This window comes from Sediminicola luteus (assembly GCF_002514735.1).
Classification (GTDB): Bacteria; Bacteroidota; Bacteroidia; order Flavobacteriales; family Flavobacteriaceae; genus HQA918.
Genome location: NZ_NBWU01000001.1, coordinates 1,051,651 through 1,070,868, shown reverse-complemented (window position 1 = coordinate 1,070,868; position 19,218 = coordinate 1,051,651). Strand labels below are relative to the sequence as shown.

Annotated in this window: 18 protein-coding genes; 11 read left to right on the top strand and 7 right to left on the bottom strand. The window is 41.1% G+C overall.

Annotated features, from left to right (window positions below; translation table 11 throughout):
* Nucleotides 1-17: 17 nt before the first annotated feature.
* The 7 genes from B7P33_RS11325 (at nucleotide 18) to purD (ending at nucleotide 8,515) form a co-directional block, all read left to right on the top strand.
* Nucleotides 18-1,019 carry a hypothetical protein gene (locus tag B7P33_RS11325; RefSeq protein WP_141402457.1) on the top strand — a complete coding sequence of 334 codons (1,002 nt, stop codon included), beginning with the start codon at nucleotides 18-20 and terminating at the stop codon, nucleotides 1,017-1,019.
* Entirely contained in the window at nucleotides 1,019-2,242 is a 1,224-nt protein-coding gene (locus B7P33_RS11320) for an O-antigen ligase family protein (protein WP_097442071.1), read from the top strand. The genes B7P33_RS11325 and B7P33_RS11320 overlap by 1 nt, the downstream gene beginning before the upstream one ends.
* The gene (locus B7P33_RS11315; protein WP_097442070.1) at nucleotides 2,239-3,489 is read left to right on the top strand and encodes an MATE family efflux transporter; all 1,251 of its coding nucleotides are present in this window, start codon (nucleotides 2,239-2,241) and stop codon (nucleotides 3,487-3,489) included. Before B7P33_RS11320 ends, B7P33_RS11315 begins: the two co-directional genes overlap by 4 nt.
* On the top strand, nucleotides 3,486-4,610 hold the full coding sequence (locus B7P33_RS11310; RefSeq protein WP_097442069.1) for a glycosyltransferase family 4 protein: 1,125 nt from the start codon (nucleotides 3,486-3,488) through the stop codon (nucleotides 4,608-4,610). Before B7P33_RS11315 ends, B7P33_RS11310 begins: the two co-directional genes overlap by 4 nt.
* Nucleotides 4,611-4,732: 122 nt before the next feature.
* Nucleotides 4,733-6,082 (top strand): undecaprenyl-phosphate glucose phosphotransferase, encoded by a 1,350-nt coding sequence (locus B7P33_RS11305; protein WP_097442068.1) that lies wholly within the window; start codon nucleotides 4,733-4,735, stop codon nucleotides 6,080-6,082.
* 41 nt (nucleotides 6,083-6,123) lie between these two features.
* Entirely contained in the window at nucleotides 6,124-7,110 is a 987-nt protein-coding gene (locus B7P33_RS11300) for a UDP-glucuronic acid decarboxylase family protein (RefSeq protein ID WP_172435924.1), read from the top strand.
* A 133-nt stretch (nucleotides 7,111-7,243) separates the two neighbouring features.
* Nucleotides 7,244-8,515 carry a phosphoribosylamine--glycine ligase gene (purD, locus tag B7P33_RS11295; RefSeq protein ID WP_097442066.1) on the top strand — a complete coding sequence of 424 codons (1,272 nt, stop codon included), beginning with the start codon at nucleotides 7,244-7,246 and terminating at the stop codon, nucleotides 8,513-8,515.
* 76 nt (nucleotides 8,516-8,591) lie between these two features.
* Here the strand turns inward: purD and B7P33_RS11290 are convergent, their stop codons facing one another.
* A complete protein-coding gene (locus tag B7P33_RS11290) occupies nucleotides 8,592-8,843 on the bottom strand; it encodes a DUF6341 family protein (protein WP_097442065.1) in 252 nt (83 codons plus the stop codon).
* A gap of 287 nt (nucleotides 8,844-9,130) precedes the next feature.
* Here B7P33_RS11290 and B7P33_RS11285 point away from each other — a divergent pair, with 287 nt between their 5' ends.
* The 4 genes from B7P33_RS11285 (at nucleotide 9,131) to B7P33_RS11270 (ending at nucleotide 12,261) form a co-directional block, all read left to right on the top strand.
* Entirely contained in the window at nucleotides 9,131-10,066 is a 936-nt protein-coding gene (locus tag B7P33_RS11285) for a hypothetical protein (protein ID WP_097442064.1), read from the top strand.
* A gap of 30 nt (nucleotides 10,067-10,096) precedes the next feature.
* Nucleotides 10,097-10,699: a DUF4254 domain-containing protein gene (locus tag B7P33_RS11280; protein ID WP_097442063.1), complete on the top strand. Its 603-nt coding sequence runs from the start codon at nucleotides 10,097-10,099 to the stop codon at nucleotides 10,697-10,699.
* 5 nt (nucleotides 10,700-10,704) lie between these two features.
* Nucleotides 10,705-11,754, top strand: a complete 1,050-nt coding sequence (locus tag B7P33_RS11275; RefSeq protein WP_245871759.1) for a glycosyltransferase family 9 protein — start codon at nucleotides 10,705-10,707, stop codon at nucleotides 11,752-11,754.
* 276 nt (nucleotides 11,755-12,030) lie between these two features.
* Nucleotides 12,031-12,261 (top strand): hypothetical protein, encoded by a 231-nt coding sequence (locus tag B7P33_RS11270; protein ID WP_141402456.1) that lies wholly within the window; start codon nucleotides 12,031-12,033, stop codon nucleotides 12,259-12,261.
* A gap of 323 nt (nucleotides 12,262-12,584) precedes the next feature.
* Here the strand turns inward: B7P33_RS11270 and hemF are convergent, their stop codons facing one another.
* The 6 genes from hemF to hemA form a co-directional block, all read right to left on the bottom strand.
* Entirely contained in the window at nucleotides 12,585-13,487 is a 903-nt protein-coding gene (gene hemF / locus B7P33_RS11265; RefSeq protein ID WP_097442320.1) for an oxygen-dependent coproporphyrinogen oxidase, read from the bottom strand.
* A 620-nt stretch (nucleotides 13,488-14,107) separates the two neighbouring features.
* Entirely contained in the window at nucleotides 14,108-14,746 is a 639-nt protein-coding gene (locus tag B7P33_RS11260) for a hypothetical protein (RefSeq protein ID WP_097442061.1), read from the bottom strand.
* 13 nt (nucleotides 14,747-14,759) lie between these two features.
* A complete protein-coding gene (gene hemE / locus B7P33_RS11255; protein ID WP_097442060.1) occupies nucleotides 14,760-15,788 on the bottom strand; it encodes a uroporphyrinogen decarboxylase in 1,029 nt (342 codons plus the stop codon).
* Nucleotides 15,779-16,855: a DUF559 domain-containing protein gene (locus B7P33_RS11250; protein WP_097442059.1), complete on the bottom strand. Its 1,077-nt coding sequence runs from the start codon at nucleotides 16,853-16,855 to the stop codon at nucleotides 15,779-15,781. The genes hemE and B7P33_RS11250 overlap by 10 nt, the downstream gene beginning before the upstream one ends.
* Nucleotides 16,856-16,906: 51 nt before the next feature.
* The gene (gene hemC / locus B7P33_RS11245; RefSeq protein ID WP_097442058.1) at nucleotides 16,907-17,821 is read right to left on the bottom strand and encodes a hydroxymethylbilane synthase; all 915 of its coding nucleotides are present in this window, start codon (nucleotides 17,819-17,821) and stop codon (nucleotides 16,907-16,909) included.
* Nucleotides 17,818-19,074 (bottom strand): glutamyl-tRNA reductase, encoded by a 1,257-nt coding sequence (gene hemA / locus B7P33_RS11240; RefSeq protein WP_097442057.1) that lies wholly within the window; start codon nucleotides 19,072-19,074, stop codon nucleotides 17,818-17,820. Before hemA ends, hemC begins: the two co-directional genes overlap by 4 nt.
* Nucleotides 19,075-19,218: the final 144 nt, after the last annotated feature.

Genomic DNA, 19,218 nt, shown 5'->3' with positions numbered 1-19,218 from the left:
TGGTTACCAAGTCCTGTTTGGATAGGTCGGGAAAACAGAATGTTGTTGGTAGTGAAAAGTCTTTGGATACTTTTGTCGAAAAAAACTATGTTTTATATTCTGTTTATGAAAAAGGAGATTCAAGAAGGTATGGTGTTTTTCCTGACAAACAAGCTGATGGGTCTCCACACCCATTTTCAGGTAAATCGAAAATTCAAACCTTGTTGGACATTTCAGAGAGAGGTAAGATTGAAATCAGATTTACAGAGGGTTATTATCCTTTTGACCTAACATTGATAAAAAGAAGAAATGTAAGGTTAATATTTGAAAATGCTACGTTTAAAACCTTGTACTTAACCAATGAAAATGAAGAAATTCTAAATCAAATTAAACTTGAAGGGACCTTAAAATTGGTAGATCGGTTAGGGGCTTATAATATTAATGGGGTAGAAATGGATTCCATAATTGTATATTCAGATACTACCAATGTTTTGTTGAATTATAGAAATAGGGGTTGTAAATTCTATAAGAAGACCAATAATGTAAAAATAAAATACCTCAAAATTAGTGATGTCGGTTCTGGTTCTAAATTATTTGAGAACACTTATGCAGCCTTAATGATCGATGGTATGGGTGACAACCCTAAGAATATCTCCATCCAAGAGGTAGTTATATCAAATGTTGATAGGAATGGAATGTATGTTAGCGGAAACAATCATAGTTTTGGTATTGTTAATATTAGCTCATTTGGTAAAGGGTCTAAAGAACACTTAAACAAAATCCAAGAGACTGTGGGTAATGAGTATCTAACCTTTTGCGGCATTTGGATTAACCGGTGTGAAGACACCTATTTTAGAAGAGTTAATATACTTGCCGATGATTCGCTTGAATGGCCAGTTTTCATGAAACTGGATGAAGGTCCGGTATATAAACCAGTAGTAATCGATTACTTAGAAATGAACCGAATTTATGAGGATACATTGATATATGACAAAAAAACAACAAATGTTTTAATAAAGAGAGTTAAAGATAGTATTTAATGAAAAACAAGATATTAAGGGTACACATTTTCTACTTTTTAGTATACGTTGGTTTAATCAGTTTCTTGGTATCTTATGCGATCAATTCTTTAAGTTATGTAATGTTCCTGCTCTTTTTTTTCTGTGATAGCCGAAAGAATATTAGGACAAAACTGAAAGAAATCACCAACCCCGTTGTTCTCCTTTTTTACTTATTGTTTTTATCAAATCTGATAGGTTTAGTTCACACAACGAACATAGATTATGGTTTAAAAGAATTAATGCGCTTCGCGCCAATGGTATTCATGCCATTGATAATTATTTCAGAAAGGCGTAGTATCGTAATCGAAAGAAAAACTATTAATACATTTTCATGGAGTTTAATCGCCATTCTAACCGCTTTAATAATTAAACACATCTTATTCGATGATAGGAGTATAAATAACTTTGTCAATTATATTGTAAATGACGAACTGGGAATCAGTCAATTCTATGTGGCATTCTTGTTTTATATTCCAGTATTATTTGCTTTAGACGAATTAATCCACCACAAGTTTCACTGGCAACAAATTATTTTCATTGCATTTTTTCTTTTTGGAATAGTACTTTTAAATAATAGAACATCCCTGTTAATCTCTATTCCAATAATAATCAAGTTATTTTGGCATAAGATTGAGGGCCCAAAGTCTGTTTCAATAAAGGGTATAGGCGTAATATTAATTATGGTGATAGTTGGTGTGGTTTCGCTTCAAAAGTACTCTGGAATTCAAACAAAATTAAAAACTATTTCAAAAACAACCGATTTAAGTATTCCTGTAATTATCACTAAAAACAGTATAACCTACACGGCGAACACCTTTGAGCACAGAATATTAATCAATTACTTGTCATTAGGTCTGATTAAGTCTAGTTTTCCTATTGGCCTGGGGACTGGAGATTACCAAGACGAACTGAATTTGGAGTATGAAAGGGTTCATTTTAAATATGGGATGACCAGTCAATTTAATCCGCACAACCAATACTTAACGGAGTTTATGAAAACAGGTGTATTGGGTGGCTTTGTTTTTCTCTGTTTATTGTATTTTCTTGGGCGTAGAGTTGATTATAAAAACAAGTTAGTTTATTCCGGGGTTGTTTTTGTATTTATTATTGGTTGCCTATTTGAATCTTTCTTAAATCGACAGCATGGGATATACATTTTTTGCGTAATCATCCCACTCTTTTTTAACACAGTCAAGAAGTGAAAAAGGGAATTTTCTTTTTGTTTGTTTTTGGGGTATGCAAAGGCATTGTATTTTTTACACCGCTTTTACTTGCGGAAACTTTGACACTCAATGATTATGGCTTGTTAGAGTATTCACTTGCAGGTTTAGGTTTCTTCTTAAATGGAATAATAAGTCTTGGGGTACCAGGTGCAATTCCCTATTTCCTAATAAAGGTTAAAGACAAAAATTTGTTGAACGGCTTTAAAATCCATCCAATTTGGTTGTCCCTATTATTTATCATCAATATCCTATTTTTTATATTCAATAGGGAAGGTATAGAATATGCCTTGGTTATTACGGTTGCATATATTATTTCAAATCAAATATTTTATTCAACCAAGCTTAAATCAATTTCTAGGTCGATGGAGGCTGTTTTTGTTGATTCTTTCATGTATATATCTCTTTTAATGGTATATGTTTTGATTAACTTAAATGTACTCTCAAACAATATTTACTCCATTTATTATGCTTTAAATCTCTACGCTCTGGTATATTTTATCAAAGCGTGTATTACCATTGTAAACATAAGTAGTTTTAAAAACGCATTTCGTCATTATCAGAAAATTCTAAAATATAGTTTTCATTTATTGGCAGGATCAATTCTCCTTTTTGCGATTACAACGACCGGTAGAATAATGGTTGAATATTTTTTCGATTACGAAAAAGTTGCTGTTTACGGATTCTTTTATAGACTGGCGGCCATTGTTATAATGATACACCAGGTTGTCAATATTTTATTTTTTAGACAGATTTATTCATTTGAATTGGCTAAACTAGATAAACTGTTAGCATGGTTTTATGGTGGAGTATATTTATTATCGTTGCTTTTTTATTTTTTAAGTACTGACTTAATTGGCCAATTTTCAGGTTTTTTTAGAACAAATATAGACCAGAATAAAACCCTTTACCTTATACTATCTTGTCAGATGGTCATGTGGATTGCCACGGCTATGAATTCCAATGTAATAGACAGGGAAAATTTGGCCAAGAAGAATAATAGGAAATTGTTTTTGGCAGTTTTTGTCTTTGGCCTTGTTTTATTATTTGGAGGTCAACAGCTTTCATTAAACATGCTGTGTTTTGTTATTTTTGTCTTGATTTTTGTTAGTGCATATTTACAACTAAATACACTAAAACAAAATAGTATAATTTTTAGGAGTTCGAAGATCGTTTTAAGCTCTTGTTTTATATTTTCATCATTACTAATCTTTTTAGAATTAATATGAAAACAGTATTGGTACATGATTGGTACTATACCAATGGAGGGGCGGAGAAAGTTATAAGAAGTATTGATAATATATGGAATGATATAGAGCACTTTTCGTTAATCGATAATCTTAACGATCACGATAGGCAATCTATTTTAAACGGAAAAACCGTGACAACCACCTATCTCCAAAAATGGCCGTTGATTAAAAAAAGACATAGATTGTTTCTACAGCTTTTTCCGAGTGCAATAGAATCTTTAGATTTAAGGAATTTTGATTTAATTTTGAGTTCTTCATCTGCTGTGGCCAAAGGTGTACTAACCAATCAAAATCAACTACATATTTGTTATTGCCATTCCCCGGCAAGGTATGCTTGGGATTTGTACCATCAAACACTTGAGGATTCTAACCTTAAGAGGGGCCTTAAAGGGTTTTATGCTAAATATGTCCTTCATAAGATGCGAGTTTGGGATGTTGTTTCAAGTAATAGGGTTGATGTTTTCGTTGCCAATTCAAAATATATAGCAAAAAGAATAAAGAAAGTTTACCGAAGGGATGCCCATGTGATATATCCCCCTGTTGATGTCAATAGGTTTGAGTTGATTAAAAATAAGGAAGACTATTTTTTAACGGCTTCCAGGCTAGTTCCTTATAAAAAAATCGAATTAATTGTTCAGTCGTTTAATCAGATGCCTAATAAAAAACTTATAGTAATAGGCAATGGCCCTGAGTTTAAAAAAATATCAAAAATCGCCAACAACAATGTTTTGATGCTTGGATTTCAGTCGAATGAAACCTTAAAGGAGTACATGCAAAAAGCTAAAGCATTTGTTTTTGCTGCAGAGGAAGATTTCGGGATTATGCCAGTTGAGGCTCAAGCCTGTGGCACCCCGGTTATTGGTTACGGGAAAGGAGGTTTAACAGAAACTGTGATTAATAACGAAACAGGGTTGTTTTTCGATGAACAAAATACGGAAGCAATAGTAAACGCGGTATCAAGATTTGAAAAACTTCAGTTTGATTCCGAAAAAATCCGAACCAATGCCCTACGATTTTCAAAAGAACGTTTTGAACTTGAATTTCGAAACTTTGTTTTTGAAAAGTTTCAAGAATTTAACAGACAAAAAAACTTATTGTAAAGCCTTTAAGAGGTAGAACGAAATCCTATTACAATCAACTTTGGGAAGCTTGGTTTTTAAGTTCAATATTTATATTATTATTGTTTATTTTTGGGCTTGGCCTTTGATTGTGACAAAATGAAATGTTATTAAGAGAGAGTTTTAGTCTGAAAAAAATCCCGTTTTTACCAATATTAGATATTACCATATTATGGGTGTTTGCTTTTTATTTGCCCATAGGGTTCAATTATCCTTATTTATTTCTTCCCTATATTGTTTTGTCATGGATGGTAATTTCTTTTAGAAATGAATATTACATGGTTAAGCCATATACAAAAGTGGCAAAAATACTACGGAAACTGTTTATTCAGTTTATTTTTTTCTTTCTATTCCTTTATGCCTTTATAGGTTTTTTTAAACAGCCAAATATTAGCCGATTAGCTTTAGCCCAATTTTTAGCCTATTCATTAATAACTATTTCCACATTTAAGTTCCTACACTATGTTATCATGCAAAAATACAGGAGTAGGCTTCACGATAATGCCACTAAGGTGGTCGTTATCGGAAAAAACAAAAAAACCGACCAGTTGATCCATGTATTTAATGAACGGGTAGAGTATGGTTATAAAAACCAAAAACGATATTGTCCAAATGATTACGGTTTTAGCCTCGATAACGTATTTCGTTATGTCATGGATAAACAGATTGATGAGATATATTGTTCCGTTTCGGAATTGTCTAATGAACAAATAGTGAAACTCATCAACTTTGCCGATAACAATCTGAAAACCCTAAAATTCATACCGGATAATAAAAACATCTTTGCCAAGAAACTTAAGTTTGAATATTACGATTACATTCCGGTTTTATCCCTTAGGGAAATTCCCTTACATGATACTATTAATTATGGGATTAAGCGGTTTTTTGATATAGTATTCGCGGCATTGGTCATTGTTGGGTTATTGTCTTGGTTAACACCTCTTTTAGCTTTAATCATTCGTATAGAATCCAAAGGCCCCATTTTTTTTAGGCAAAAAAGGAATGGTCTGGACAATTCAGAGTTTTATTGCTACAAATTCCGTTCCATGGCGCCGAATGATAATGCCGACGAAGCCCAAGCCACCAAAGGCGATATGAGGGTAACTAAGGTGGGCCGCATTATTCGAAGAACAAGTATAGATGAACTTCCCCAGTTTTATAATGTTTTGTTTGGGTCCATGTCGGTTGTTGGTCCTAGGCCCCATATGGTAAAACATACCAATGAATACGCCAACCGGGTAGACAAGTATATGTTACGCCATTTCGTAAAGCCCGGTATTACCGGACTGGCCCAGGTTAGAGGGTATCGCGGAGAAATAGAAAAGGAATCTGATATCATGAACCGAGTCAAATTCGATATTTTTTATGTGGAAAACTGGTCTCTTTTTTTAGATTTGAAGATTATCCTTCAAACCGTTTTAAATGCCATTAAAGGCGAAGAAAAGGCCTATTAAACATTGAAAAACCTAACTTTACTTCGTCAAAGCTGAATATTTTGAAAAAAATCCTAATCACCGGTGCGGCCGGCTTTCTGGGGTCACACCTTTGCGACCGATTTATAAAAGAAGGTTATCATGTTATCGGTATGGATAACCTGATTACCGGCGACCTTAAGAATATCGAACATTTGTTCAAATTAGAACAATTCGAATATTATCACCACGATGTTACCACTTTTGTGCATGTACCGGGTAAATTGGATTATATTCTTCATTTCGCTTCTCCTGCCAGTCCGATCGATTACTTGAAAATTCCCATACAGACCTTAAAGGTAGGGGCTTTGGGTACCCATAATTTGTTGGGTTTGGCCAAAGAAAAAGGAGCCAGATTATTGATTGCATCAACCTCTGAGGTATATGGTGATCCCTTGGTACATCCACAGACCGAAGAATACTATGGTAACGTAAACACCATAGGTCCGCGCGGGGTATATGACGAAGCTAAGAGGTTTCAAGAATCCATTACCATGGCCTATAACCGTTTTCATAGTCTTGAAACGCGTATAGTACGTATTTTTAATACCTATGGGCCGCGAATGCGCCTGAACGACGGTCGTGTAATTCCGGCCTTTATGGGGCAGGCCTTACGGGGCGAGGATTTGACGGTTTTCGGAGACGGGTCCCAAACCCGTTCGTTTTGTTATGTCGATGATCAAGTAGAGGGAATTTACCGCTTGTTACTGAGTGATTACGATTTACCTGTTAACATCGGTAATCCGCATGAAATTACGATTAGGGATTTTGCAGAAGAGATTATAAAACTAACCGGAACCACCCAGAAAGTAATCTATAAAGACTTACCTAAAGATGATCCAATGCAACGACAGCCCGATATTAGTAAGGCCAAAGAGTTACTGGGATGGGAACCCAAGGTTGGTAGGGAAGAAGGTATGCGCAAGACTTTTGAATATTTTAAAACCCTTTCACAAGAAGATCTTAAGCGTACGGCACATCGCGATTTTGCCGATAGAAATAGAAAATAGGAATACCTGACCACTGATATAGAACCCTGGGGCTTAAAAACCTCAGGGTTTTTTATGCCTTTTGAGGGTTCATTTTTCGTTTACCATTTGCCATTCAACCGAACTCCCCTATTTTTGCCGAAAACCATATCAGATGAACATCTTAATACTAGGTTCAGGGGGTAGAGAACACACCTTGGCTTGGAAAATTGCCCAAAGCCCCAAACTCAACTCTCTTTTCGTGGCCCCCGGAAATGCCGGTACAGCTGCCATAGCGACCAACCTTCCCATGGGTGTAAACGACTTTGTTGCGATTAAGTCGGCCGTAGTGGAAAACCAAATCGATTTGGTCTTGGTCGGGCCAGAAGACCCTTTGGTGAATGGTGTTCACGATTTCTTTTTGGGAGATGATGAATTAAAACATATTCCCGTAATCGGTCCGCAAAAAGCCGCGGCCACCCTAGAAGGTAGTAAAGACTTCTCCAAAAGGTTTATGGCCCGCCACAGTATTCCTACCGCAGCCTACCAAAGCTTTACAGCCGAAACCTTGGAGGCGGGCAAACAGTTTTTGGAAACCTTGGCGCCACCCTATGTGTTAAAAGCAGACGGACTGGCCGCCGGAAAAGGGGTATTGATCTTAGATGATCTTAGTACGGCCAAAGCTGAACTCGAGGCCATGCTTACCCAGGCCAAATTCGGAGCGGCCAGCCAGACCGTGGTCATCGAAGAGTTTTTGAGCGGGGTTGAGCTCAGCTGTTTCGTCCTTACCGATGGTGAAGGGTATAAAGTATTACCCACGGCCAAAGACTACAAACGTATCGGTGAAGGCGATACCGGACTCAATACAGGCGGTATGGGGGCCATTTCGCCCGTTCCCTTCGCCCAAGGCGAGTTTATGGACAAAGTGGTAGAGCGTATCGTTAAACCTACCGTAAACGGCCTTAAAAGCGATAATTTGCCCTACTGTGGCTTTATCTTTATCGGACTGATCAATGTAGATGGCGAACCTAAGGTAATCGAATATAACGTTCGTATGGGAGATCCGGAGACGGAAGTGGTAATCCCGCGCATACAAAACGATTTTGTTGACCTATTACAGGCCGTGGCCGAAAAGCGTTTGGCCGATATCGACCTACAGATCGATCCCCGGGCGGCAACTACGGTAATGGCGGTATCGGGTGGTTATCCGGAAGCTTATGAAAAAGGGAAGGAAATAAAAGGAATCCAAGAGGTTGAGGATGCCATCGTTTTCCATGCCGGAACCATGTCTGAAGGAGATAAAGTGCTGACCAATGGCGGCAGGGTTTTGGCCGTAACCGCCTATGGAAACGACTTTAAATCGGCTTTGATTAAATCGTATACAGAGATTTCTAAAATTGGCTTCGAGGGCATGTACTATCGCAAAGACCTCGGATTCGATTTATAGACATACTGAATATCCCAAACTAAAAAAGCCCTTTTGGTTCATCCAAAAAGGGCTTTTTTAATAGGGTGGGCGGGTATTAAACCTTCAAGGTAGTATCCTTGTCACTACCGAGGTACGGATGCGCGATAATATCGCGTTCCTCTTCCCCACTATCATTATATTTTTTCAACTCACCCAACCAATACACCATGGCTACGGCGCCAATGATCATAAAAATCCAGTTCAGGGTATTGGCTCCCCACCAATTTTCCATATTACGTAGCAAATCCATGGGAATGAAAAGAAAATCTACAAATAAGCTGGCAATGGCTTCAAAAAATGCTTTCATGAGTATATTTTAGTGCTGTAATGCGATTCAAACAAAATCGAAAACCTGAATCAAGTTTATAAACTAAATTTAGGTCAAGATGTTGCATCTTGCATATCTTTATACGGCAAAAATAAGATAAAGATGTGATATTAGTCCAGTGGTAACCAAAACTTATTGGTTTAAGTGGAAAAGTGTCCTAATCAAAGATGGAATGGCTTGAAAAAGAACATCAATTCGTTGCCTTCCGATTAGCGATTTTAATAATCGTAAAGCGTATCGGTCTATAATCTAATAGTCTAGAAATTATGATTTCAAGCATTTTCGCCAAAACCAAACCGTTCAATTACCTGATACTGTTCGCTTGTTTGGCCGTATTAATGCTTTTGGCCCATATTTTTCTGCGCCCCACCACCACGGATTGGATGGTTTGGGGGTATACCAGTGCCCTGTTTTTGGTTTTGGCCTTCAGTATCTGGCTTATCAATTTTATTGTCGAGCGCAATAAACTCACTGGCCCAAATGCCTTTGTTATTTTAGGGTTTACCGCCTTGGTTTTTGTCTTTCCCAGAACCTTATTGGACGATAAGGCCGTTTGGTGCAACCTTTTCTTATTGTTGGCGCAAAGACGCTTGTTGAGCTTGAAATCGTTACGCCAAAACCGAATGAAGATCTATGATGCTACCCTATGGATCTTGGTAGCTTCCTTTTTCTACGATTGGGCCGTTTTGTACCTGCTATTGGTATTTTTGGCCGTTTATTTTTACGAACCTAAAAACCTTAGGAATTGGTTGGTTCCCCTTTCGGCCTTGGTTACCGTGGTAGTGCTCTACTACTGCTACGTGTTATTGTTCCGCGAGGGGCAATGGCATGTAGACCACTATAGTTTTAACTGGCGCAGTGTGGGGAGTTTTATGCAAGACCAATTATATACGGTGCAGTTTGGCGCTTTGGTTTTGGTGGCCGTACTCACCCTTACCCTCAGCTTCTTTAACCATAAAGATCCGGGTACCGCCGGTTTGGTCAGTATTCGATTGATAATGGCCTCTTTTATCCTCGGGGTGCTATTGACCGTACTTAAATCGGGCCCTGGGACGCACCCGGTCATGGTTACTTTTTTCCCGGCTGCGGTATTTATGGCGAACTATATAGATGGGGTTCAAAAACCACGCTTAAAAGAGATATTACTTTCGGCGCTTATTGTGGTTCCACTTGTGGTCGCCGTGGTCACCTTGATGGGTTAAAAGGCGTATCTTTGCCTAAATTTTTAAGTTATGTTCAGTGATTTCGCCTTCGGGATTTTTGAGGAAAGTATAGCCAAATATCATATAATCGATTCGGTCGATCAAGCTTTTGAGAATCCGTACCCCAAAGATGAGGTCGCCCATTTATTGTACCGCAAGAACTGGATAGATACGGTGCAGTGGCATTATGAAGATATTATCCGTGATCCAGAAATAAATCCCGTGGCCGCACTTAGCTTAAAACGTAAGATCGATGCCAGTAACCAAGACAGAACCGACTTGGTAGAGTATATCGACAGTTACTTTTTGCAGAAATATAAAGACGTGTCCGTGGCTGCGGATGCATCGATTAATACCGAAAGTCCGGCCTGGGCCATCGATCGTTTGTCCATTTTGGCCTTAAAGATCTATCATATGCAAGAGGAGGTAGATCGTACCGATGCCACTGCTGATCATACGGCCCAATGCCAAAAGAAATTGGATGTGCTTTTAGAGCAACGCCAAGATCTTTCTACGGCCATTGATCAATTACTTACCGATATAGAAGGCGGGAAGAAGTACATGAAAGTCTACAAACAGATGAAAATGTACAACGACGATGAGCTTAACCCCGTACTCCGCGAGCGTAAATAGTCCGAATGGATCAAGGCGCCCCATCTGAAAAGCATATACTGGTCATTCGTATGTCGGCCATGGGCGATGTGGCTATGACCGTTCCGGTGTTATTAGCCGTTTTAAAACGTTATCCAGATATACGTATAACCGTACTTACCAAGGCCTTTATGGCCCCTATCTTTTCGGGCTTGCCCCGTACCCAAGTGGTGGTGGCCCAGGTAAAGGATAAACACAAAGGAGTGGCTGGTTTGTACCGGTTGTTTAAGGAGTTACAGAGGGCGAAAATCAATGCCGTAGCCGATTTGCATAATGTACTGCGTTCTAATATTCTGATTCGGTTTTTTAAGTTTTCGGGGGTTCGGGTACGTCAAATCGATAAGGGGAGGGTGGCCAAAAAGGCCTTGACCCGTGCCAAGTCTAAAATATTTAGCCCGTTAAAAACGACCCATGAGCGCTATGCAGACGTTTTCGCCCAATTGGGATATCCGGTACAGCTAAGCAAAGCAGATGTATTGACAAAATCCGATCTAAATGCCCAATTGGCGCAGCGTATCGGGAACGCTCCTAAAAAATGGGTGGGAGTGGCGCCTTTTGCGGCCTTTTCTGGGAAAATGTATCCGCTAGCATTAATGAAGGAAATCGTGTCCGATTTAACGCAATATAAAGGCTATAAGGTTATGTTGTTCGGTGGTGGTAAAAGTGAGGTGGCGCAACTTACCAAAATGGCCAAAGTACATGAAGATTGTATCTGTATGGCCGGTCAACTCGACTTTGCTTCGGAACTGGATCTGATTTCGAACCTTGATCTTATGTTGGCCATGGATAGTGGCAATGCACATTTGGCGGCCTTATATGGGGTGCCTACCCTTACCCTATGGGGGGTGACCCACCCATATGCCGGTTTTGCCCCTTTTGGGCAACCTGCCGACAATTGTATTACAGCCGATAGGGAACAGTACCCTTTGATTCCAACTTCGGTATACGGCAACAAATTTCCGGAAGGCTACGAAAGCGTAATGGAAACCATAAGCCCGAAAAGGGTGGTCGACCGCATACAAGAATTGTTGGGGTAAGCTACACGTCAGAAATCGCAGAAGTTCGCACACTGTGTATGGCGTCGCTCCGCGGGCAGCGGAGGGCCTTGCCCACGCACCGGGCCAAAGTACACTCTACTTTATAAATCAATCAATCGTCCTTGCAATGTACGCCCACAAGATATTCCCATCAAAAGACTACGGCATAAACCAGGGCCGCGGTGCGACCTCTTTTTTATTCCGTTTCCTTTTGATATGAAATCTTGAACGATCGTGAAGCTCGCAAAACGATCGTTTAATTTAAACCCATTCATTATGAAAACAACAGAGTTTGCCAGAAGTATCGAAAACTTGCCGAAAAAAGAGAAAACAGCTATATTGGAAATTATCGATTTAAAAATCAGTAATGAAATGCGAGAAGTAATTTCAGAGATCAGAGGTTTAAAGGAAACCATGAACGCTAAATATAATGTGCTTTTGGGTATGATATCCTTTCTGGTGGTAATCGTTACGGTGGTATCATTGTTCCTTGGACTCAAAGGATAGCCTCAGGGCTATCTTTTTGATGGTACTTATCGAATCCAGACAGGCCCGAGAGGGCTTTTTTTATCCATCTTCGCACATTCGGGCTTTCGTGCCAAGGTTTGGGCTAGGGTTTTGTCATGCTTTTTGAAATAAGATCAAAAAAGCCCGCCAAAACCCTCATCGTAACCCATGTATTTATAGAGCCTATCAGCTACTTAGTCGGTTTTTACAGCTATGTTGTAACTACCCAAATTATTAGGACTATAAAAGTTCCGATTCAACGTATAAACGTATTCACAATGCAGTAGTAATCAATTGGCAGTAATCGATAGTCAATTTAACGACTATACCCATTCCCGTGGTTGTTGCAGTACGGACAACAACTCGGCCTCTGGGCTTCCGGGCTCAGGTTGATGGTTGTAGTGCCATTGTACATGGGGTGGTAAACTCATAAGAATGCTTTCGATACGGCCATTGGTACGTAAACCGAACAAGGTACCCTTGTCGTGCACGAGGTTAAACTCCACATAACGACCGCGTCTAATTTCCTGCCAATCGCGTTGGGCAGCCGTATATTCGAGCGTTTTACGTTTTGCTACGATTGGGCCATAGGCTTCGAGAAAACTATCACCGACTTCGGTTACAAAATTATACCAATTGGTCATTTGCATGCTTTCCGTGGCTTTTAGATAATCGAAAAAGAGTCCGCCCACACCTCTGGCCTCATTTCTATGGGTGTTATGAAAGTATTCATCGCATCGCTTTTTATAGTTTGGGTAAAAGCTAGGGTTATGCGCATCGCAAGCTGTTTTACATACGCTGTGGAAATGTTGGGCATCTTCTTCAAATAGATAATAAGGGGTAAGGTCTTGTCCGCCACCGAACCAACTATCCACTATATCGCCTTGGGCATCGTACATCTCAAAATAGCGCCAGTTGGCATGTACCGTAGGCACCATAGGGTTTTTGGGATGTATGACCAAACTGAGTCCGCAGGCAAAAAAATCGGCCTCCGATACCCCAAAGTGCTTTTGCATACTTTCGGGCAAGGCGCCATGTACGGCAGAAATATTGACCCCACCTTTTTCAAAAACGGCACCATTTTCGATAACCCGGGTACGGCCACCTCCGCCCCCAGGGCGCTCCCAAAGGTCTTGTTTAAATTGGGCTTGGCCATCCAAGGTTTCCAAACCGGCACAGATTTGATCTTGAAGGTTTTGGATATAATCGTAAAAACGATCTTTTATGGATGGGGTTTGACCTGAAAGGTTTTCAAAACCTGTCAGGTCTACATTATTGTGCGACATAACGAAATTTTCAAGACCGCCAAAGTACTCGAAAACGGTATCTTTTTCCAGTTTTGGCACATTTGATTCGGTCTTATTGATTAAATAGTGCCCGTAGGACGTATCCATGGCCATGCCATCGATACCTAGTCCGTGGTTTACAGGGTTCGAATGAATGTATAGGATTAGGTTTTTAAGGTATTCTTCAGTTTCAATACGTTTACGCTTAAATGGTCTTTCAAACAACGAACCCGTTCTTTGATAACGTTTGTTATACGCCTTGGCATAGGCATTGAATAGATTGGATAAGGCTTGGGTAACCATTCGACCATCACCAACTATTTCTATGGCAAAATGGAAGTGGTTATCAAGTAAAGCGTAGGCGAACCATTTACATTTACCCTGCAAATGTTTGTTCGCCAATTTTAAAAAATACGTTTTGTTCTCTGGTTCAGAGAAAATGTTACAACCATTAATGCCTCGGTTGTAAATATGGTAACAAAACCCTTTTTCCAAAAAATCCATGGTAACATCATTTATCATTTGGCATGAGACCTTACAGGTTTCGAAAACCTGTCAGGTCAGAATGTATTGAATTTTTTCGAAAAATCAGTCCGCATCAATTTGAATTCCACCAAGGCGGAAAGGGTATAATACAGGGCCCCAAAGCACAGGGTGAGATGCGGATAGTCTACAAATTCGCCCGAACCTTTTTCCATATCGTTATATCCTGATGATGTTAAGAACGATGGGGTGAGCCCTAATTCCGGAATAAGGTTCGAGGCCATCAGCACCACAAAAATAAGCACAAAATAGACTAGAGCAGCGGCAACCGACATGATAATGGTACGTATTCTAAGGGCACGGGGCACATCGGAAAATGCGAAACGCATCCGATTGATGACCACCAACAAATAGGCGACCAAAATGATATAGTTGTTCGGAATCGCCAAGGTAAACACCAAAGCGAACACCCCGTAAAATGGTATAAAGACGAACAGGCACCACTTTTTGGGCATTACCGCCATAAACACCCCGGAATGTACCATAACGAACTCAAATATCATGAGCAGGGCCATGGAGAGTATGATTTCGGCCTGATGGGGTTGTGGGGCCGACCACAACTGAAAATACTTGTAGGCAATAACCAATTGGAACAAGACGCCAGCGTATTCGAACTGGCGGTCGTAGCGTTCTATGATGCCAAAAGGGTTTGCCAAAATTGCAACCGTGTTATTGGCCGTATTCCTTTACGGCCTCAATAAAGGCCCCCGCGTTTTCGATAGGTACATGGGGTAAGATACCGTGACCTAAATTCACGATATACTTGTCCTTGCCAAAAGCGTCGATCATTTCTTTTACCATTTTTTTAATGGTAGCGGGTGGTGATAATAATCGGGTAGGATCAAAATTACCTTGAAGGGTAATATTGCCACCGGTCAAATAACGGGCGTTTTTAGGGGAGCAGGTCCAGTCTACCCCAAGGGCAGACGCCCTACTTTTGGCCATATCGCCCAAAGCGAACCAGCAACCTTTACCGAATACGATAACCTCGGTCTCATCGGCCAAGGCCTCTACGATCTGGTTGATGTACTGCCAAGAAAATTCGGTATAATCGGTGGGCGATAACATGCCGCCCCAACTATCAAAAACCTGTACGGCATTTACCCCGTGGGCCACTTTTTGCTTTAGATAGGCAATGGTGGTATCGGTAATTTTTTGCAGCAAGGCATGGGCGGCCAGTGGTTGGGTAAAACAGAACTCCTTGGCCTTATCGAAATTTTTGGAACCTTGGCCTTGTACACAGTAGCACAAGATAGTCCATGGCGATCCGGCAAAGCCGATCAAAGGCACTTCCCCTGCCAATTTTTCTTTGGTCATGTCTATGGCATCCATCACATAGCCCAAAGTGGCGTCGATATCAACTTCCTGAATACGGTCTACATCGGCCTGGGAACGGATGGGGTTGGGTAAATAGGGTCCAAAATTGGGTTTCATTTCAACTTCTATGTTCATGGCTTGCGGAATGACCAAAATATCGCTGAACAAAATAGCAGCATCCATGCCGTACCTACGAATGGGCTGTACCGTAATCTCGGAAGCCAGCTCTGGGGTTTGGCAACGGGTAAAGAAGTCGTATTTATGTTTCAATTCCATAAACTCGGGCAAGTAACGCCCGGCTTGGCGCATCATCCATACCGGTGGTCGCTCTACCGTTTCACCCTTTAGGGCACGTAAAAAAAGGTCATTCTTTAGTTCCATGTACTCGTATTTCTAATATGTTGGGCCGTACTGGCTACGGTATGGGATACCGTGGACTGTTTGGCTACAATAATCTTATCGGTATATTTTTTTGCCTCTTGGGCCGTGGTCTGGCCAATGCAAAAGGCAAAGGTAGGGCTTTCCAGCTTGTTTTTTGTAGTAAAAGAACGTACTCCGGATGGACTGTAAAACAATATGCCGTAGAACGTTTGGTTGAATTTTTTGGGTATCAATTGTGTGCGATATACTACGATTTCCTCGAACGGAATATGGGCCTTTTTCAATTCGTTTGGCAATTCATCACGCCGACTTTGTCCGCAAAAGAACACCAACTTATTTTGATGATAGCCCTTTATGATCCGTTGGGCCAAATCGAATGCATTTTGGGCTTTTTCTACCACTTGTTGCCCTTTTTTGGCTAAAAAGGATTGGGTTTTATCACCCACACAGTACCAGTTTCCCACTTGGATACCTTTTTCTAACACCAATCGGGCTGCATTCTTGCTGGTCACGATCGCATGGGGTATTACCTTGGCGGACTGAAAATCAAGGGGTGAAATGCTAATGGCATCATAGCTGACCAAACGTACCCCAGCCTGAAGCAGCCGTTCCCGATCCGATTGGGAAAGGGTTTTGGTTGAGAGAATGATCTCCGATTCCCCTCTACCTCCGGGAGAGGGGTTAGGGGTGAGGGTGGTTTGCTTTTTATGTTGCGCATATTTTTTTTGCTGCCTTACCGCTCTTTTCAAATCGTTTAGAATATGGTGGGGTTCGTTATACACCATATGGTTCCTATATCGCAAAACCTTATATCCTAATTCTTCTAAATGGAAGTCGCGGGCATAATCTTGTTTTGCCACATCGCCCCTTTTATGATATCCACCATCCAATTCAATTATAATGCCATGGGAATGGCAAAAGAAATCTACGATATATTGTTTTAAAGGATGTTGTCTTCGGAATTTAAGTCCTCTAAAATTCCGGTTGCGTAGGTATTCCCAAAGGTGTTGCTCAGCTTGGGTTTGTTCTTGCCTTAACTTTCTTGCTATTTGGGTTCTATATCGCATGCTTGCCCTCACCCCCGGCCCCTCTCCCACAGGGAGAGGGGAGCGGAAATATTAAGTATTCAAGGTCTTTTTAATCTCCGTCATAAGGGCTTTACCCCCTTGGGTCAATACTTCTTGAGCACAGGCCTTTCCAAATCCAGTGGCTTCGTGGTGTTTAATTTGCTTTTCGATTCCCACTTTTTGGGTGCCATCCAAGGAAAAGAGTACCCCGGTAAAATGGATCTGATCTCCATTAACCGTGGCCAAAGCGCCAATGGGTGCGGTACAACCTCCTTCCAATTCCCTCAAGAATTCGCGTTCGATCTGGGTACAGATTTCCGTATCGCTATGGTTCAGTTGTGCCACCGCTTTTCTGGCATAGCCGTCGGCTTCATTTACGGCCACTACCATGGCCCCTTGCGCGGGTGCAGGAACCATCCAATCCAAGGTCTCGTAATTTTCTGGGAGTAGATCGATACGCTCTAGACCGGCAGCGGCGAAAATGGCTCCGTTCCAATCGTTTTCCTCCAATTTACGCATACGGGTGTTCACATTGCCACGTAAGTCTTCAACCTTATGGCCAGGGTAACGGTGCAACCATTGGGCCTTTCGCCTTAGACTTCCGGTGGCAATGGTACCGTCTCCGTTTAAAAACCCTAAGCCTTTGTGCACTAAAATATCGGCCGTACGGGCCCGCTCCAGAACAGCACCCTGTATAATGCCTTTTGGCAAGGCTGTGGGTACGTCTTTCATGGAATGTACAGCGATATCGATTTGCCCTTGGATCATGGCAATATCGAGGGTCTTGGTGAAAATCCCGGTAATACCCAGTTCATAAAGGGGTTTATCGAGAATAATATCGCCTTGCGATTTTACGGGCATCAATTCGGTAGCATAGCCCAAGGCCTGTAAACGGCCTTGAACGGTATGTGCTTGCCATAAGGCCAACTCGCTGTCGCGGGTGCCTATGCGTATGGTCTTGCTCATCGTTTTTCTATTTCTAACTGGAAAACCTGCTGGATAAGTTCCAAACTGGCGTCGGCATCGTTTCCGTTGCCCTTGAGGTGGTTGGCGAATTGGGTGGTTATCTTTTGTATCAAACGGTTCGAGATAACCTCGGCCTGGTGTTCGTTGAAATCGTTCAGTTTTTTCGACTGAAAGTCCAGTTCCTCGGCCTTTAGGGTGGTCAATTTTTGTTTTAGTGCCTTGATTACCGGGGCGAATTTCCGGGTTTCTAACCACTGGGTAAATTCGGCTATGATCTCGGCATTGATGGCTTCGGCCTGTGGGATAAACGACTTGCGACGGGCCAGGGTCTCATCGGTCATTTTAGACAATTGATCCATATGTACCAAGGTAACCCCCTCTAATTCGGCCACATCGTCCGATACGTTTTTAGGAATGGATAGATCCAAAATCAGTAAAGGCTTTTTGGGATGTAGAATGGCTTTGGAAACCGTAGGCTGTTGGGCCCCTGTGGCCACGACCAATATATCTGAATTACGGATTTCGCTTTGCAGGTCGCCATAATCCTTAACGGAAAGATTGAACTTTCCGGCCACCTTTTCTGCTTTTTCCTTGGTACGGTTAATCAAGGTGATATTCGGATTCTTGGTATGCTTTATCAGGTTTTCACAAGTGTTTCGGCCGATCTTTCCGGTACCGAACAAGAGGATATCCTTTTCGGCCACGGCATCTACATTCTTCAAAATGTATTGTACCGAGGCAAAACTTACCGAGGTGGCCCCAGAGGAAATCTCGGTCTCATTTTTAATACGCTTACTGGCCTGGATCACCGAATTCACCAAACGCTCTAAAAACGGATTGGCCAAGCCGTGTTTTTTGGAACGGGTAAAAGACTGTTTTAGCTGACTAATGATTTCGAAATCACCTAAAATCTGACTATCGAGTCCGGTACCCACACGGAACAAATGATTGATGGCATCGTTGTTTTTGTACACATAAGCGACTTCCTGGAAATCTTCTACACTACCATTGGAATGGGCGCAGAGCAATTTAATCAACTGGAACGGATGCTGGGCAAAACCGTGTAACTCGGTACGGTTACAGGTCGAAGTTACCAACAAGCCATCGATACCCATACGATGGGCCTCGGTCAACAAGGCATCTATGGCCGTTTCGGATAGACTGAACTGCCCCCGAATCTCGGCATCGGCCTTTTTGTAATTCAGGCCAATAGTATAAAATGAATTATGTCTGGATATATGGTAACCCTTCATTTGCTATGAAATACGCCCAAAAAGATATGGCTATGGCGACATAAGTTTTTTAAGCGGATTACATCTAAGCCTTTAAAATACCTATAAACAGGCCCAGATGAAAACGTCCGCACAAAAATAATAGGACATAAGACCTAAAAATAA

Excerpts from the sequence above, each read along its gene's own strand:
- B7P33_RS11290 (WP_097442065.1), bottom strand. The coding sequence starts at position 8,843 with ATGAAAGCATTTTTTGAAGCCATTGCCAGCTTATTTGTAGATTTTCTT.
- hemE (WP_097442060.1), bottom strand. The coding sequence starts at position 15,788 with ATGGAACTAAAGAATGACCTTTTTTTACGTGCCCTAAAGGGTGAAACG.
- B7P33_RS11270 (WP_141402456.1), top strand. The coding sequence starts at position 12,031 with ATGAAAACAACAGAGTTTGCCAGAAGTATCGAAAACTTGCCGAAAAAA.
- hemA (WP_097442057.1), bottom strand. The coding sequence starts at position 19,074 with ATGAAGGGTTACCATATATCCAGACATAATTCATTTTATACTATTGGC.
- B7P33_RS11280 (WP_097442063.1), top strand. The coding sequence starts at position 10,097 with ATGTTCAGTGATTTCGCCTTCGGGATTTTTGAGGAAAGTATAGCCAAA.
- B7P33_RS11275 (WP_245871759.1), top strand. The coding sequence starts at position 10,705 with ATGGATCAAGGCGCCCCATCTGAAAAGCATATACTGGTCATTCGTATG.
- B7P33_RS11250 (WP_097442059.1), bottom strand. The coding sequence starts at position 16,855 with ATGCGATATAGAACCCAAATAGCAAGAAAGTTAAGGCAAGAACAAACC.
- purD (WP_097442066.1), top strand. The coding sequence starts at position 7,244 with ATGAACATCTTAATACTAGGTTCAGGGGGTAGAGAACACACCTTGGCT.
- B7P33_RS11310 (WP_097442069.1), top strand. The coding sequence starts at position 3,486 with ATGAAAACAGTATTGGTACATGATTGGTACTATACCAATGGAGGGGCG.
- B7P33_RS11305 (WP_097442068.1), top strand. The coding sequence starts at position 4,733 with ATGTTATTAAGAGAGAGTTTTAGTCTGAAAAAAATCCCGTTTTTACCA.
- hemC (WP_097442058.1), bottom strand. The coding sequence starts at position 17,821 with ATGAGCAAGACCATACGCATAGGCACCCGCGACAGCGAGTTGGCCTTA.
- B7P33_RS11285 (WP_097442064.1), top strand. The coding sequence starts at position 9,131 with ATGATTTCAAGCATTTTCGCCAAAACCAAACCGTTCAATTACCTGATA.
- B7P33_RS11320 (WP_097442071.1), top strand. The coding sequence starts at position 1,019 with ATGAAAAACAAGATATTAAGGGTACACATTTTCTACTTTTTAGTATAC.